The organism is Arthrobacter sp. V1I9, from assembly GCF_030817075.1.
Classification (GTDB): domain Bacteria; phylum Actinomycetota; class Actinomycetes; order Actinomycetales; family Micrococcaceae; genus Arthrobacter.
The window spans coordinates 1862807-1877849 of the sequence record NZ_JAUSYU010000001.1; the positions used below are offsets into that span (position 1 = coordinate 1862807).

Here is a 15043-nt window from a genome sequence, read left to right on the forward strand (position 1 = left end):
AAGACTGGAGGCATGCGCGTTTACCCCACATTCTTCAGGCTGGCCTTTTCATGGATGGACGCCGAGCGCGCCCACAAAATCGGCTTCAAGGCCATCAGGTTGGCGCACCGCTCCGGCGCAGGCAGGGCACTCGAGAAACTGACGGCACCCGCACCGTCGCTTCAGACCACGGCCTTCGGCCTGACCTTTCCCTCGCCCTTCGGTCTTGCGGCAGGCTTTGACAAGGAAGGCCACGGGATAGAGGCGCTGAGCCAGCTCGGGTTCGGCCACGTCGAGGTGGGCACCATCACCGGCCAGGCCCAGCCGGGCAACGAAAAGCCGCGCCTCTTCCGCCTGGTGCAGGACCGTGCCGTGATCAACAGGATGGGATTCAACAACGACGGCGCCTCCGCGGTTGCGCCGCGACTCAAGGCAGCCCGTGCAGGACTTCAGCGCAGGCACCCCGCGGTGCGTCCTGTCATCGGCGTCAACATCGGCAAGACGAAGGTGGTTGAACTGGCGGATGCCGTGGAGGACTACCTCGTGAGTGCCCGCAGCCTTGCGCCGGCCGCTGACTACCTCGTGGTTAACGTCAGCTCGCCCAACACACCCGGCCTTCGGCTCCTGCAGGACGTGGAAACGCTCCGGCCGCTGCTGACCGCCGTCGGACGGGAGGCCGACCGGGCAGCGGGCCGCCACGTTCCCCTGCTGGTGAAGATCGCCCCGGACCTGAGCGACGAGGACATCGACGACGTCGCCCGTCTTGCCCTCGACCTGAAGCTGGACGGCATCATCGCCACCAACACCACCATCGGCAGGACAGGGCTGGCTTCCCCGGCGGAGCAGGTGGAAAAGTGCGGTGCGGGCGGGCTCTCCGGTGCTCCGCTCAAACAGCGCTCCCTTGAAGTGCTGCAAAGGCTCAAACAGGTGACCGGGGACGCCCTTACCCTGGTCGCTGTGGGCGGCGTAGAAACAGCGCAGGATGTCCAGGACAGGCTCGATGCCGGGGCAACCCTGGTCCAGGGCTATACCGCTTTCCTCTACGAGGGGCCGTTCTGGGCATCCCGCATCAACCGGCAGTTGGCGAAGAACCGGCGTCCCTAGGGCAGCGCGCGCTGGAGCGGCTACGCCCGTTCCACGGGCCGGCATCCGGCGCCCGCTGAGCTGCAACGAAACCCCGGCGGAAAATCCGCCGGGGTTTCGTTGTCTGTTGAAGTGGGACGCAGGCGTCAGGCCGGGTACTGTCCGCGCTTGACCTGCGGCTTGGGCAGCCGCAGCTTGCGGAACTGCAGGGAGCGCATGGAGCCGTACCAGACGGTGCCGCGTTCCACCTCGCCGAATTTTTCGGTCAACCGCTTGCGGAGCTTGCGGGACAGGATGAAAACGTCCACGAAGACGGCCAGGAACATCACCCAAAAACCGCCCAACACATAAATCATCAGGTCGCTGGACGCCGGCACCACCAGGGATACCAGGACAAATACCAGGGCGCCGAACATCAGGTATTCCCCGAGGCTGAACCGGGCGTCCACATAGTCACGGGTGAACCGCTTCTGGGGGCCCTTGTCGCGCAGCGGCAGGAACTTCTCATCACCGGTGTCCAGGGCCTGGCGCATCTTGAGCCGCTGGTCCTGGATGACCTGGCGCTCGGCGGCCTTTGACGCTTTGCGGTCCTCCGGCACCAACGGGCGCTTGCGCGCGGCCTCCTGGGCCTTCCGGGTTGGCGTAGGGGCTCCCTTGCCGGCTATGCCGTTCTGCCGTGCCGCAGCTTCCGCTGCCAGCTGGTCTGCTATTTCCTGCGCCGAGGGCGCTTCCTTTTTACGTCCGAACACCTGACCAGAATACCTTGCGGGACGGCCTGGCCCTCCTGCCCGAGGCCAGGGCTGCCACGGCCTTGAATGTGACGAGGGTAATGTTTTGCCATGACCTCATCTGCAACGGCTACCCCCGACAATATTGACGGCCCCACACCTTTGGGCCTCAAATCAAACCCGGTCACGGAAGACCTCCGGGCGGCAATCGACCGCTCATATGACGCCACGCTGGCCCGCCTTAAGGAACTGGTCGCAATTCCGGGGATCGCCTGGCCCAGCTTTGACCGGGCGCCGCTCGAACGCAGCGCCGAAGCCGTGGCAGAGCTCCTCCGCGCCACGGGCCTTGAGGAGGTGCAGATCCTTGGCTGTAACAAGCCGGACGGCACTCCAGGCGGCCCCGCCGTCGTCGCCCGCCGGCTTGCCGCGGAAGGCAAACCGACCATCCTGCTCTACGCGCACCACGACGTCCAGCCTGCGGGCGACGAGGGTCTGTGGGAGACTGCACCCTTCACCGCTGTCGAGAAGAACGGGCGTCTCTACGGCCGCGGCGCCGCGGATGACAAAGCCGGCATCATGGCCCACATCGCAGCCTATGCAGCAGTCTCCGAGGTTCTGGGAGCCGGACTGGGCCTCGGCGTGACGTTCTTTTTCGAAGGCGAGGAGGAAGCAGGCTCTCCCACGTTCCGGCCTTTCCTGGAGGCCCACCGGGAGCTGCTCCGCGCTGATGTCATCGTCGTGGCCGATTCCAGCAACTGGAAGGTGGGCGTTCCGGCCCTTACAACAAGCCTGCGCGGGCTGGTGGACGGGACCATCGAAGTCCAGGTCCTGAAGCACGCGGTCCATTCAGGGATGTTCGGGGGACCTGTTTTGGACGCTCCCACCCTGCTGTCCCGCCTGATCGCCACCCTCCATGACGACGACGGAAACGTCGCCGTCCAGGGGCTCGTCGCCTTCGACAATGCGACGGTGGATTTCCCGGAGGCCGACTACCGCGCTGATGCATCAGTGCTCGACGGCGTCCGCCTCGCCGGCTCGGGCAGCATCGCATCGCGCCTCTGGACCAAGCCGGCGCTGTCCATAATCGGGTTTGACGCGCCTGCCGTGGATGTAGCTTCGAATACGCTGCTGCCGAGGGCACGGGCCAAGTTCAGCCTGCGGCTGGCACCGGGGCAGGTCCCCGAAGAAGCGATGGAGGCCGTCCGCAGGCATGTGGAGGCGCACGCTCCCTTCGGTGCCAAAGTCACCTTCACGCCTGGAGAAAGCGGCAACCCGTTCCAGACGGACACTTCCTCGGCCGCCGCCGGGCTGGCAATGTGGGCGCTGGGCGAGGCGTGGGGTGTTCAGGCAGTGGAGACAGGAATCGGCGGGTCCATTCCGTTCATTGCCGACCTCACGGAGCTGTACCCGGACGTGCAGATCCTGGTGACTGGTGTGGAAGACCCGGACTCCAGGGCGCACAGCGCCAACGAGTCACTGCACCTTGGTGATTTCCGGAATGCGATCCTCGCGGAAGCATTGTTGCTGTCCCGCCTGAACGACGGACTCTAGAAGCCGGGGGTACTGAAGCGGCGGCGCTTTAGGGCGGCGCTTTAGGCGATAGCCCGGGAAGCGGCCCGGCGGGAACAAGGAAGGGCCTTCCATGGTTACGTCAGGAGTTAGAGCTACAGGTGCGCCACGCGTAGCATGTAGCTATAGCCCATACCGAATCCGTAGGGGCAGGCACCGCCGTCGCGGCGCCGCCAGACCGTCCTAAGAAGGTAGGCCAATGAGCACCGCAACCAATGAGAACAGCACCCAGACCACCAGCGCGGCCAGTGAGGAACTTCCCGTCCACGAGGTCAACCTGACCGACGTCGCGGCGGGCAAGGTCCGCAGTCTTCTCGAGCAGGAAGGCCGCACGGATCTGCGGCTCCGGGTTGCTGTGCAGCCTGGCGGCTGCTCAGGACTGATCTACCAGCTCTACTTCGACGAGAGGCTCCTGGACGGAGACGCTGTCCGGGACTACGACGGCGTCGAAGTTGTTGTGGACAAGATGAGCGTTCCCTACCTTAGCGGTGCCAGCATCGACTTTGAGGACACCATCGCCAAGCAGGGCTTCACCATCGACAACCCGAACGCCGGCGGCTCCTGCGCCTGTGGAGACTCCTTCCACTAAGCCGGTTATTTCGCCCGACGCCGGCGCCGCGCCTCTTGCCGTTCAAAACGGATGGAGGCACGGCGCCGACGTGTGGGCGAAACGCCCGGGGGAGCGGTAAGCTCTACACCGAGTAGTAAAACTTTTAGTGTGCCCGCGGCGCCGATGGCTGCCCGGACAACAGCAGCAACAAGTAGGAAGGGCCGTCTGTGAGTTCGCAGAACCGAACCGGCAGCCGACGCAAAACGATCACCACGATCACAAGCTTGGCAATTGCCGGCGCGTTGGTTTTGACCGGATGTTCGCCAGAGGTAGAGAAAGGGTGGCTGCCCACGGAACGTGGCACCACCAGCAACAGCGACCGCATCATGGACCTCTGGGTCAACTCATGGATCGCCGCCTTGGCTGTGGGCATCATTACCTGGGGCCTGATCGTTTGGTGCCTCGTGGCCTACCGGCGCCGCAAGGGCACCGTGGGCTTCCCGCGCCAGACAAGCTTCAACCTTCCGCTGGAAGTGTTCTACCTGACCATTCCGCTCTTTATGGTTCTGGTGTTCTTCTACTTCACGGACCGTGACCAGCAGGCCATTGATGACCGGTCACAGCCCGCCGACGTCGTTGTCGATGTCCGCGGCAAGCAGTGGGCCTGGGACTTCAACTACAAGGCCGGCGACGTCATCGAAGAAGACGTCCACGAGGCAGGCGTCCAGGCGCACCTGACCGGCAACACGATCGACAAGGAACAGCTCCCCACGCTGTACCTGCCCGTCAACAAGTCGGTTGACCTCGAACTCAACTCACGGGACGTGATCCACTCTTTCTGGGTTCCCGCCTTCCTGCAGAAGCGCGACATGATCCCGGGCAAGACCAACTACATCCGGTTTACCCCCACTAAAGAGGGCACCTACGACGGCAAGTGCGCCGAGCTCTGCGGCGAGTACCACTCGGAAATGCTGTTCCGTGTCAAGGTGGTTTCGGAAGCTGAATTCCAGGCACACCTGGATGAGCTGAAGGCCGCCGGCAATACGGGCCTCCTCGGTGTGGAGTACGACCGCAACCCGAACCTGAACGAAATTAAGTAAGGGGAGCGACGTGGCTACGTACACTCAATCCGCACCCACCGGAGTTCTCACAGCTCCAGTGGTTCCCAAGTCCAAGGGACGCATCGTCGTCAACTGGATCACCTCCACCGACCACAAGACCATCGGGTACATGTACCTGATCGCCTCGTTTGTGTTCTTCTGCCTTGGCGGCGTTATGGCGCTGCTCATCCGCGCCGAACTGTTCGAACCCGGCATGCAGATCCTGCAGACCAAAGAGCAGTACAACCAGCTGTTCACGATGCACGGCACCGTGATGCTCCTGATGTTCGCCACCCCGCTCTTCGCAGGTTTCGCGAACGTGATCATGCCACTGCAGATCGGTGCGCCCGATGTTGCCTTCCCGCGGCTGAACGCCCTGGCTTTCTGGTTCTTCCTCTTCGGTTCCACCATCGCGGTATCCGGCTTCATCACCCCGCAGGGTGCAGCATCCTTCGGCTGGTTCGCTTACGCTCCGCTGTCCAACACCACCTTCAGCCCCGGCATTGGCGGGGACCTGTGGGTGTTTGGCCTGGCGCTGTCCGGGTTCGGAACCATCCTCGGTGCCGTCAACTTCATCACCACCATCATCTGCATGCGCGCACCGGGCATGACCATGTGGCGCATGCCGATCTTCACCTGGAACACCCTGGTCACGGCCATCCTGGTGCTCATGGCCTTCCCGCCGCTGGCCGCTGCGCTGTTCGCCCTGGGTGCAGACCGCCGCTTCGGTGCGCACATCTTTGATCCGGAAAATGGCGGTGCAGTTCTCTGGCAGCACCTGTTCTGGTTCTTCGGCCACCCCGAGGTGTACATCATCGCGCTGCCGTTCTTCGGCATCGTCTCCGAGATCTTCCCGGTGTTCAGCCGCAAACCGATCTTCGGTTACAAGGGCCTGGTTTACGCCACCATCGCGATTGCTGCCTTGTCCGTGACGGTGTGGGCCCACCACATGTACGTCACCGGCGCGGTACTGCTCCCGTTCTTCGCCTTCATGACCATGCTCATCGCGGTTCCGACGGGCGTGAAGTTCTTCAACTGGATCGGCACCATGTGGCGGGGCTCAATCACGTTCGAGACCCCCATGCTGTGGAGCATCGGGTTCCTGATCACGTTCCTCTTCGGCGGCCTCACCGGCATCATCCTGGCCTCCCCGCCGCTGGACTTCCACGTCTCTGACTCCTACTTCGTGGTGGCACACTTCCACTACGTGGTGTTCGGCACCGTTGTGTTCGCGATGTTCGCCGGGTTCTACTTCTGGTGGCCCAAGTGGACCGGCAAGATGCTGAACGAACGCCTGGGCAAGATCCACTTCTGGCTCCTGTTCATGGGCTTCCACGGCACCTTCCTGATCCAGCACTGGCTTGGTGTGGAGGGCATGCCCCGCCGGTACGCCGACTACCTGGTGGAAGACAACTTCACCTGGATGAACCAGTTCTCCACGGTTGCCTCATTTGTCCTCGGTGCTTCCCTGATTCCGTTCTTCTGGAACGTCTACATCACCTGGCGCAGTGCCGAAAGGGTGCAGGTAGATGACCCCTGGGGCTTCGGTGCCTCCCTGGAGTGGGCCACGTCCTGCCCACCGCCGCGGCACAACTTCACCTCGCTGCCCCGGATCCGTTCCGAACGGCCAGCGCTGGACCTTCACCACCCCGAGCTTCGACAGGTCCACACCGTCGAGTCACCGGCTCCCGCGGCCTCCACGCTCGGTAACGCCGACCAGAAGGACACTGCACAGTGAAAATTGAGTCATGGATCTTTGGTTCCGGAGTCTTCTTCTTCGTACCTGTTTCGGTGATTTACGGCTTCCTCACCGACTGGGGTGAGTGGGTCGGTATCCTCGGAATCCTCCTGGTCGGCGGCCTGGCCGGCATGATCGGCGGATACCTCGGTTTCACGGGCAAGCGCGTCGGCCTTCGCCCTGAGGACCGCAGCGATGCGGAGATCCACGAGGGCGCCGGCGAGCAGGGGCACTTCAGCCCCTGGAGCTGGTGGCCGCTGGTCCTCGGCCTGGCTTGCGCCACAGGTTTCCTGGGCCTGGCAGTAGGTTTCTGGATCGTGTACATCGCGGCCGGCCTGGCGGTTGTGGCACTGATCGGCTGGGTTTACGAATACAGCCGCGGCGATCACGCCCACTAGCTAAAACGAGAACTACGACGACGGGCCCCACCTTTTGGTGGGGCCCGTCGTCGTAGTTCCTGTTGTTGTTCCGTGCCTGATGCGTGGACCGGCAAGCCGGGTACGAGCCACAGACGGAACGGCGCCTTAGGCGGCTTTTATTCGGCCCCCTGTGACTCCAGCAGCTCGCCGAGCGCCCGAAGGGCCTCTTCAGCCCTGGCCTCGCTCAGGGTGGTGCTGAGCGCCGAATCCTCGATGCCCAGTTCCACTTCGCAGCCATGATGGAAGTCCGCCGTCATCACTTGAAGAAGCGAGCGGGCATCCACGCCGCCGGTGCCCGATTTGGTGATGGTCACGGGAAGGCCTGTATCAGTCACCGCCCTGACGAATAGTGCTGCCGGGCGTGCGTGCAGTCCGATAGGGGCTGTGACCACGGCCTTGTGTGTTGGCAACGGGACTCCTTCTTCATGACGGCCCCATCCGTCTCGTGGATTTTCCTGTCCAATATAGCGGGCTGAATGGCGGTTCCCCGAATAAGCACGGGCACTGGCAGCCGGTGGTCTAGACCTGCCCTAAAATAGCAGGGTGAACTCAAACCCAGGGGAGACGAGCCGTGGCAGCTAGCACCGCGGCGATCACCGGCGAAATCGACCGTACCAGCGGAACCGCGATTTATGTCCAGCTGCGCGAGATCCTCCGCACCTACATCGCCGAATCGTGCCGGCCGGGTTCCGCGCTGCCTTCTGAGCGCGACCTCGCCGAGCGGTTCGGCCTGGCGCGGATGACCGTGCGTCAAGCTATTGATGCGCTGGTAGGGGAAGAAGTCATCGAGCGCGTAGTGGGCCTTGGCACCTTCGTGCGCCGGCCAAAGCTGGACCTCCAGGTGAAACTGACCTCGTACAGCGAGGAGATGCAGCGCCGGGGCATGGTTCCTGCGGCGAAGGTTCTCAGCTTCGAACAGATCGGCGCCAGCGCTTTCCTGGCGCGGGAACTCCAGCTGGATGAGGGAACGCCTTTGGTCCGTTTCCGGCGCCTGCTTTTGGCCGACGGTGAGCCCATGAGTGTGGACGAGAACTTCATTCCTGCCCACCGTGTTCCCGGCCTGCTGGACGGGGAGCCGCCCACCTCGCTGTACAACGTGCTGAGCGAACAGTACGGCCTGGTGATGGAGTGGGGTGAGGACATGATCGAGGCGACCGCAGCTTCCCCGTCCACGGCACGGCTGCTCAACGTCGAAGTCGGCTCACCGTTGCTCAAGATCCAGCGCCACGCATTTGTTGCGCGCACAATGGTGGACTATTCCGTCTCTTATTACCGTGCCGACCGGTACAAGCTGTGGGTCCCGTTGCAGCGCCCGGGTGCGCGGCGGTCCCGTAACCACTGAGCACCGCTTTGCAGGGACCATGAGTCACGTCGCGCGCCACACCAGCCCCTGCCGCAGGGTGGCGGGAACACGGAAGGCCCGGTCCTACTGGACCGGGCCTTCAATGATTGTACGAAGCTTTGTGCCTAGTGGCTCAGGCTCTTCGCTGCCTCAGGAGCTTCCACTGCTGCGTGGCCGTGGCCGTGGGCCGCTTCCAGCTCGGCGGGGGTAGCCGGTGCAACACGGTCCTCGAAGAACCACTTGGAGAGGAACGCGCGGCGCTTCTCCTTGCGGGTTACTACACCGTGCTCGTTCGGTACAGCCGGAAGAACGGTCGGTGACTCGAAGCCCACCAGCTTGTAGCGCTTGTACTCGTCCAGCGGTGCATGCACCTCGATGAATTCCCCGTGCGGGAGGCGGACAATACGTCCGGTCTCGCGGCCGTGGAGGGCAATCTCCCGGTCCTTGCGCTGAAGGGCCAGGGCCACCCGCTTGGTGACGAAGAAGGCGATGAACGGGCCAATGATGAACAGGGTCCGCAGCCAGTAGGTGACGTCGTTAAGTGATACGCCGAAGTGGGTGGCGATGAGGTCGGAACCTGCAGCGGCCCACATCACGCAGTACCAGACGAACCCGGCCATACCGATGGCTGTGCGCGTCGGGGCGTTACGGGGACGGTCCAGGACGTGGTGCTCACGGTCGTCCTTGGTGATCCAGCGTTCAATCCACGGGTACATAAACATCACGGTGAACAGGATGCCGGCCGGCACGAGGGCGGGCAGCAGGACGTTGAAGCTGAAGACGTGGCCGAACCACACCTGCTCAACTTGCCAGTTTCCGAGAGTCCCCGGCATCAGGCGCAGGGCGCCGTCAACAAAACCGATGTACCAGTCAGGCTGGGTTCCCGCGGACACGGGGGAGGGGTCGTAGGGACCGTAGTTCCAAATCGGGTTGATCGTGAAGAAACCGGCCATCAGTGCCAGGACACCGAAGACGATGAAGAAGAATCCACCGGCCTTGGCAGCGTAGACGGGGCCCAGAGGGTAGCCGACCACGTTGTTGTCGTTGCGGCCGGGGCCGGGGTACTGGGTGTGCTTGTGCACGACCACCATAAAGAGGTGCAGGACGATCATCAGCAGGATCAGTGCCGGCACCAGCAGGATGTGCAGCATGTACAGGCGGCCGATGATGGCAGTGCCCGGGAACTCTCCGCCAAAGAGGAAGAACGAGATGTACGTGCCGACGATCGGAATGGACTTGACTACGCCGTCGATGATGCGCAGGCCGTTGCCGGAGAGCAGGTCGTCGGGGAGGGAGTAGCCGGTGAAGCCTGCGGCCATCGCCAGGATCAGTAGGACGCTGCCCACAACCCAGTTCATTTCACGCGGCCTGCGGAAGGCCCCGGTGAAGAAGACCCTCAGCATGTGCACGGCGATGGAGGTAACGAACAGCAAGGCTGCCCAGTGGTGGACCTGGCGCATAAACAGGCCACCGCGGACGTCGAAGGAGATGTCCAATGACGAGTTGTACGCCACGGACATTTCAACGCCCTTGAGCGGCACATAGGAGCCGTCGTAGTGCGTCTCCGCCATGGACGGGTCGAAGAAGAATGTCAGGAATGTGCCGGAAAGCAGCAGGATGACAAAGGAGTACAGTGCCACTTCGCCGAACATGAAGGACCAGTGGTCCGGGAAGACCTTGCGGCCGAATTCACGGAGGATTCCGGAACCGCCAACACGCGAATCGACGAAGTCGGTGAACCGGCCCGTCTTGGTTTTGGCGACGAAAGCGGGCTCAGCTGTTGACGCTGCGCTCATGCATATCACGCTCCCAGTAACTTGGTCCTACAGGTTCTTTGAAGTCGCTGGTGGCGACCAGGTAGCCCTCGTCATCAACTGCGATGGGCAGCTGGGGGAGAGGACGGCTGGCAGGGCCGAAGATCACCTTGCACTCTTGCGTGAGGTCAAAGGTGGACTGGTGGCACGGGCACAGCAGGTGGTGCGTCTGCTGCTCATAGAGAGCAACGGGGCAGCCAACGTGGGTGCAGATCTTGGAGTAAGCAACGATGCCGTTGTAGCCCCAGTCCTCGCGGCCCGCAGAGGGGTTCAGCGATTCCGGGTCCAGGCGCATGAGCAGGACAACGGCCTTGGCCTTCTCGTTGAGCTTGCCTTCGTGAAGTTCGTTCAGGCCTTCCGGAATGACGTGGAATGCCGAACCGATGGTGACGTCCGAGGCCTTGATGGGCGTCCCGTCAGGGTCACGGGCGAGGCGCTTGAGCTTGCCTTCAGCAGGCGCCCACAAGGTGTGGGCCAGCTTGTTGTCCGGGCGCGGTCCGAGGTCGCCGAAGATGGCGACCGCCGGAAGCGGCGCGAGCGCAACTGCACCCAGAAGGGTGTTCCGGATCAGCGGACGGCGCTTGATGCCCGTCTCTTCCACGATGTCGTCGACGATCCGGACTGCCGCCTGGCGGTCCTCTTCGTAACGGATGGCGTGGCGCTCTTCGGACACTTCATGGTCCGGCATCAGGGCCTTGGCCCAGTGCACGATGCCGGTACCGATGCCGAGCATCGCGAATGCAGTGCCAAGGCCCAGCAGCATGTTCTGGAGCCGGATGTTGGCAATGGTTGAATCAGCACCGCCCAGATCAATGGCAAAGTACGCCACCAGGAAGATCAGGGTTCCAACAACAGAGATGCCAAATAGTAAGGCGACCTGCCGTTCTGCCCGCTTTGCGGCCTTCGGGTCCGTGTCAGCCAGGCGCAAACGGTGCGGAGGAATTCCAGGGTCCTGGAACTTCTCCACCTCATTCTGACCAGCCGTAGCTACGGTGCCCGAGTGGTTCGGACTGCCGTCACTATGGTTGCCCATAATTCGCCTCATCCTTCTCTCGTCCCGGCGGGTGCCGGGTTAGTTTCTAATATCAAACTGCTGACTGATCAGCAGAAGTTGTACAGCCGTTCGCTAAGGTCTAGGACGTCCGGGAGGTCAGCCAGATGGTGAAAGCGATGATGACGCCAAGACCTGCGACCCAGACGAACAGGCCTTCGGCCACGGGGCCGAGCGAACCAAGCTCAGCGCCGCCGGGGGAACCTGTGGTTTCGATCTGCTTCAGGAAGGTGATGATGTCGCGCTTGCCTTCAGGGGTGATGTTGGAGTCACTGAAGACCGGCATGTTCTGGGGGCCGGTGACCATGGCCTCGTAGATGTGCTTGCCTGAGGTATCTTCCAGTGCGGGTGCGAACTTGCCCCGGGTCAGCGCACCGCCGGCGGCAGCAGCGTTGTGGCACATGGCGCAGTTGGTGCGGAAGAGTTCGCCACCGACGGCGGCATTGCCCTTTTCATCGAGCAGGCTTTCCTCAGGGATTGCCGGGCCGGCACCCAGGGATGCAACATAGGCTGCAAGCTGGTGGGTCTGCTGATCGTTGAACTGAACGGGCTTTTCCAGGGCCTGGGGGCCGTTCATCTGCATGGGCATGCGGCCGGTTCCCACCTGGAAATCAACAGACGCGGCGCCTACGCCGACGAGGGACGGGCCATCAGGTGAACCGCTGGCACCCATGCCGTGGCAGGTGGCGCAGTTGGCGGCAAACAGCTTGCCGCCCTCCTCCGCGTCATTTGCGCTGAAGGTGGTGGTGGAAGCCTTGGCCTCGTTGACGGTGGTGGCTACGGCGTACAGCCCACCAGTGATGAGGAGCCCCATCAGAAGCAGCGCGATTGCTGCCAGTGGGTGACGCCGCTTTTGCGAGAGTGCCTTCACGTGGTGGTTCCTTTATTCGATCCTGCGCCGGCTCCTGGAGCCGCTACCTGAAATTCTGCCTCTTGTAGAAAAAGAATCAAAGCTGGCTACTTGAGTACGTAGATGACCAGGAAGAGGCCGATCCAGACGACATCCACGAAGTGCCAGTAGTACGAGGTGACAATTGCAGACGTTGCTTCGAAGTGCCCGAACTTCTTCGCGGCAAAGGAACGGCCCATGATCAGGAGGAAGGCCACCAGACCGCCGATCACGTGGAGGCCGTGGAACCCGGTGGTCATGTAGAAGGCTGAACCGTAGGCGTTGGAGGAGAGCGAGACGTGCTCGGAAACCAGCATCGCGTATTCCGTGGCCTGGCCGGCAACGAAGAACGCCCCCATCAGGAAGGTGAGGGTGAACCATTCGTTCATGCCCCAGCGGGCGAACTGGAAGGCCCCTCCGGTTCGCCGCGGCTGCAGCCGCTCGGCGGCGAAGACGCCCATCTGGCAAGTGAATGAACTTGCCACGAGGACGATCGTGTTGACGAGCGCAAAGGGGAAGTTGAGCTTGGCTGTCTCAGCCGCCCACATTTCACCGCTCGTTGAGCGCAGAGTGAAGTACATGGCGAAGAGACCGGCGAAGAACATCAACTCGCTGGACAGCCACACTACGGTTCCAACGGAAACCATATTGGGGCGGTTCAGCGTGGGGTGCGCCGGGGAACTGGGGGCATGGGTCGCAGATGTCACATAGACATTATGTCTGTAAAAGTCCGTGCTGCCCAACGCAAACCGCCTTTTGCGAGGACTTTTTCTACAAAGACGCGAAATCGCCCCAAAAAGTTCCTCCGACCGTTCACATTGGTCACGCCCGGCCATCCCTCGATAGCATCAGCAGGTGACTTCACAGGCATCTGCAGCGTCGGCGGACAACACTTGGCCGCGGCTGATCTCCGCACTGATCAATGGCAAGGACCTCACGGCGGACAGCACCGCCTGGGCCATGGACACCATCATGTCCGGGGAAGCGACGCCCGCACAGATTGCGGGATTCCTGGTCGCCCTGAGCGCCAAGGGTGAGACCGTTGCGGAGCTCTCAGGCCTGGTGGATGCCATGCTTGCCCACGCTAATCCAGTCTCAATCACAGGTGAGAAGCTGGACATCGTCGGGACGGGCGGTGACCAATTGAACACAGTCAACATCTCCACCATGGCGGCGCTGGTGGCTGCCGGAGCAGGCGCCAAGGTGGTTAAGCACGGCAACCGGGCGGCGTCGTCGTCGTCCGGTTCGGCAGATGTGCTGGAAGCCTTGGGTGTCCGCCTTGACCTGTCCATCGAACAGGTGGCGCGCAACGCGGAGGAGGCAGGAATCACGTTCTGCTTCGCCCAGGTGTTCCACCCGTCCTTCCGCCACACCGCCGTACCGCGGAAAGAGCTGGCCATACCTACAGCCTTCAACTTCCTCGGCCCGCTGACCAACCCAGCCAAAGTCCAGGCCTCCGCAGTGGGGGTTGCCAACGCCAGGATGGCGCCGCTGGTGGCGGGTGTCCTGGCCCGGCGTGGAAGCCGTGGCCTGGTGTTCCGCGGAAACGACGGGCTCGACGAACTGACTACCACTGGTCCCTCTACCGTATGGGAAATCCGCGACGGCGCTGTGGCTGAGATGACCTTCTCGCCGTCGGACCTCGGAATCAAACCGGCAACCGTGGAGCAGCTCCGCGGCGGTGACGCGCAGGCCAACGCCGCCGTGGTCCGCGAGGTCCTCGCGGGCAAGGAAGGTGCGGCACGCGATGCCGTTCTCCTGAATGCCGCAGCCGGCCTCGTGGCATTCGACACCAGTGCAGACGGTCCGTTCCCCGACCGCATGCAGAAGGCATTCAGCCGTGCAGCCGAATCCATTGCGACGGGCGCTGCCGCGGCCGTCCTCGAGAAATGGGTGTCGCTGACCCGCCGGTAATTCCCGGCTACTGCTCGAAGCCCAGGGCGAAGGCTGCGTCCAGATCGTGCTGGGAGTACGCGCGGAACGCGATGTGCGTTGTTGTGTGCACCACGGCAGGCACCTTGGACAGGCGGTCCGCAATCACGTCCGCCAGGTCCTCATGCCGGGGCACCCTTGCCACCGCAATCAGGTCCCATTCGCCGGTGACCGAGTACACCTCGCTGATGCCCTCGATCGCCGAGATCTCCTCAGCCGTTTCAGGAATGCGTGCAGCGTCAGTCTTGATCAGAACGAATGCGGTGATCACGATAAATCCTTCCGGATCTGTTGCGCCGTAGCAGAGCCCGGCAAGCTTTCAGTGCTGCCAGCCTATTACATCCGGGCGCGCTGCCGGCCGGCCCTCCAGCCACCCCCGGCTAACTTTTCTCATGCGCTTCTCAGCCGCCTGGCCCCTGCCCCTGCCCACGCCAGCCGCCACCCCACCAGCAGCAGCCCCAGGCTCAGCAACGCCACGATGATAAACGGCAGCACCACGGTCTGTCCGGTCAGCAGGCGGAGTACCATGCCCCCCACCAGGGCTCCAAGCCATACCGCCAGCCCGGTCCGGTGGACGGACAGCGGGTTCCGCCATGCCCTCGAAACCAGCCATCCAAGCGCTGCCCCGGCCAGGAAGGGCCAGGCGGTCAGCAGGACGCCGGTAACCACGTCGCCGCGCTGGTGCGCATCACGTCCGACGGCGGCGAACACCAGGATGAGCACGGCGTCGGCAATGGCTGCGGCGGCTATGTGGGATCGCGGAGATGAAGGAAGGGGCCGCTGAATCGAAGGCGTCATGGCTTCGAGCCTAGCAACGGGAGGGGCTTCCGTACGGACCCTTGCCCGCTC

16 protein-coding genes are annotated in these 15043 nt (G+C 63.0%); 8 read left to right on the forward strand and 8 right to left on the reverse strand.

The window, feature by feature from the left end; genetic code table 11:
* The first annotated feature begins 12 nt into the window (after positions 1–12).
* Positions 13–1083, forward strand: coding sequence for a quinone-dependent dihydroorotate dehydrogenase (locus QFZ70_RS08880; protein ID WP_307095000.1), 1071 nt, complete (start codon positions 13–15; stop codon positions 1081–1083).
* A 125-nt stretch (positions 1084–1208) separates the two neighbouring features.
* Here QFZ70_RS08880 and QFZ70_RS08885 read toward each other — a convergent pair whose 3' ends face one another.
* Positions 1209–1811 carry a DUF3043 domain-containing protein gene (locus QFZ70_RS08885; protein WP_307095001.1) on the reverse strand — a complete coding sequence of 201 codons (603 nt, stop codon included), beginning with the start codon at positions 1809–1811 and terminating at the stop codon, positions 1209–1211.
* 90 nt (positions 1812–1901) lie between these two features.
* On the opposite strand from QFZ70_RS08885, the gene QFZ70_RS08890 reads away from it, so the two are divergent.
* The 5 genes from QFZ70_RS08890 (at position 1902) to QFZ70_RS08910 (ending at position 7145) form a co-directional block, all read left to right on the forward strand.
* Positions 1902–3341, forward strand: a complete 1440-nt coding sequence (locus tag QFZ70_RS08890) for a dipeptidase (RefSeq protein WP_307095002.1) — start codon at positions 1902–1904, stop codon at positions 3339–3341.
* 217 nt (positions 3342–3558) lie between these two features.
* The gene (locus QFZ70_RS08895) at positions 3559–3948 is read left to right on the forward strand and encodes an iron-sulfur cluster assembly accessory protein (protein WP_104044002.1); all 390 of its coding nucleotides are present in this window, start codon (positions 3559–3561) and stop codon (positions 3946–3948) included.
* A gap of 188 nt (positions 3949–4136) precedes the next feature.
* Entirely contained in the window at positions 4137–5009 is an 873-nt protein-coding gene (gene coxB, locus QFZ70_RS08900) for a cytochrome c oxidase subunit II (RefSeq protein ID WP_307095003.1), read from the forward strand.
* 10 nt (positions 5010–5019) lie between these two features.
* Positions 5020–6747 (forward strand): cytochrome c oxidase subunit I, encoded by a 1728-nt coding sequence (gene ctaD, locus QFZ70_RS08905; protein WP_307095004.1) that lies wholly within the window; start codon positions 5020–5022, stop codon positions 6745–6747.
* Entirely contained in the window at positions 6744–7145 is a 402-nt protein-coding gene (locus QFZ70_RS08910) for a cytochrome c oxidase subunit 4 (protein ID WP_307095005.1), read from the forward strand. The genes ctaD and QFZ70_RS08910 overlap by 4 nt, the downstream gene beginning before the upstream one ends.
* A gap of 137 nt (positions 7146–7282) precedes the next feature.
* On the opposite strand, the gene QFZ70_RS08915 is transcribed toward QFZ70_RS08910, so the two are convergent.
* Positions 7283–7576 (reverse strand): HPr family phosphocarrier protein, encoded by a 294-nt coding sequence (locus QFZ70_RS08915; protein ID WP_307095006.1) that lies wholly within the window; start codon positions 7574–7576, stop codon positions 7283–7285.
* Between the two features lie 161 nt (positions 7577–7737).
* On the opposite strand from QFZ70_RS08915, the gene QFZ70_RS08920 reads away from it, so the two are divergent.
* Positions 7738–8508 (forward strand): GntR family transcriptional regulator, encoded by a 771-nt coding sequence (locus QFZ70_RS08920; RefSeq protein ID WP_307095007.1) that lies wholly within the window; start codon positions 7738–7740, stop codon positions 8506–8508.
* Positions 8509–8633: 125 nt separating this feature from the next.
* Here QFZ70_RS08920 and QFZ70_RS08925 read toward each other — a convergent pair whose 3' ends face one another.
* The 4 genes from QFZ70_RS08925 to QFZ70_RS08940 form a co-directional block, all read right to left on the reverse strand.
* Positions 8634–10304: a ubiquinol-cytochrome c reductase cytochrome b subunit gene (locus tag QFZ70_RS08925; protein WP_307095008.1), complete on the reverse strand. Its 1671-nt coding sequence runs from the start codon at positions 10302–10304 to the stop codon at positions 8634–8636.
* Positions 10282–11355: a ubiquinol-cytochrome c reductase iron-sulfur subunit gene (locus QFZ70_RS08930; RefSeq protein WP_307095009.1), complete on the reverse strand. Its 1074-nt coding sequence runs from the start codon at positions 11353–11355 to the stop codon at positions 10282–10284. The genes QFZ70_RS08925 and QFZ70_RS08930 overlap by 23 nt, the downstream gene beginning before the upstream one ends.
* Before the next feature lie 100 nt (positions 11356–11455).
* Positions 11456–12244 (reverse strand): c-type cytochrome, encoded by a 789-nt coding sequence (locus QFZ70_RS08935; RefSeq protein WP_307095010.1) that lies wholly within the window; start codon positions 12242–12244, stop codon positions 11456–11458.
* 86 nt (positions 12245–12330) lie between these two features.
* Positions 12331–13005, reverse strand: coding sequence for a heme-copper oxidase subunit III (locus QFZ70_RS08940; protein ID WP_258061799.1), 675 nt, complete (start codon positions 13003–13005; stop codon positions 12331–12333).
* 112 nt (positions 13006–13117) lie between these two features.
* Between QFZ70_RS08940 and trpD the strand changes: the two genes are divergently transcribed.
* Positions 13118–14176 carry an anthranilate phosphoribosyltransferase gene (gene trpD / locus QFZ70_RS08945; protein ID WP_307095011.1) on the forward strand — a complete coding sequence of 353 codons (1059 nt, stop codon included), beginning with the start codon at positions 13118–13120 and terminating at the stop codon, positions 14174–14176.
* A 7-nt stretch (positions 14177–14183) separates the two neighbouring features.
* Here trpD and QFZ70_RS08950 read toward each other — a convergent pair whose 3' ends face one another.
* Positions 14184–14465 carry an Lrp/AsnC family transcriptional regulator gene (locus QFZ70_RS08950; RefSeq protein ID WP_139029459.1) on the reverse strand — a complete coding sequence of 94 codons (282 nt, stop codon included), beginning with the start codon at positions 14463–14465 and terminating at the stop codon, positions 14184–14186.
* 119 nt (positions 14466–14584) lie between these two features.
* Positions 14585–14992, reverse strand: a complete 408-nt coding sequence (locus QFZ70_RS08955) for a DUF3054 domain-containing protein (protein WP_307095012.1) — start codon at positions 14990–14992, stop codon at positions 14585–14587.
* Between the last annotated feature and the right edge of the window lie 51 nt (positions 14993–15043).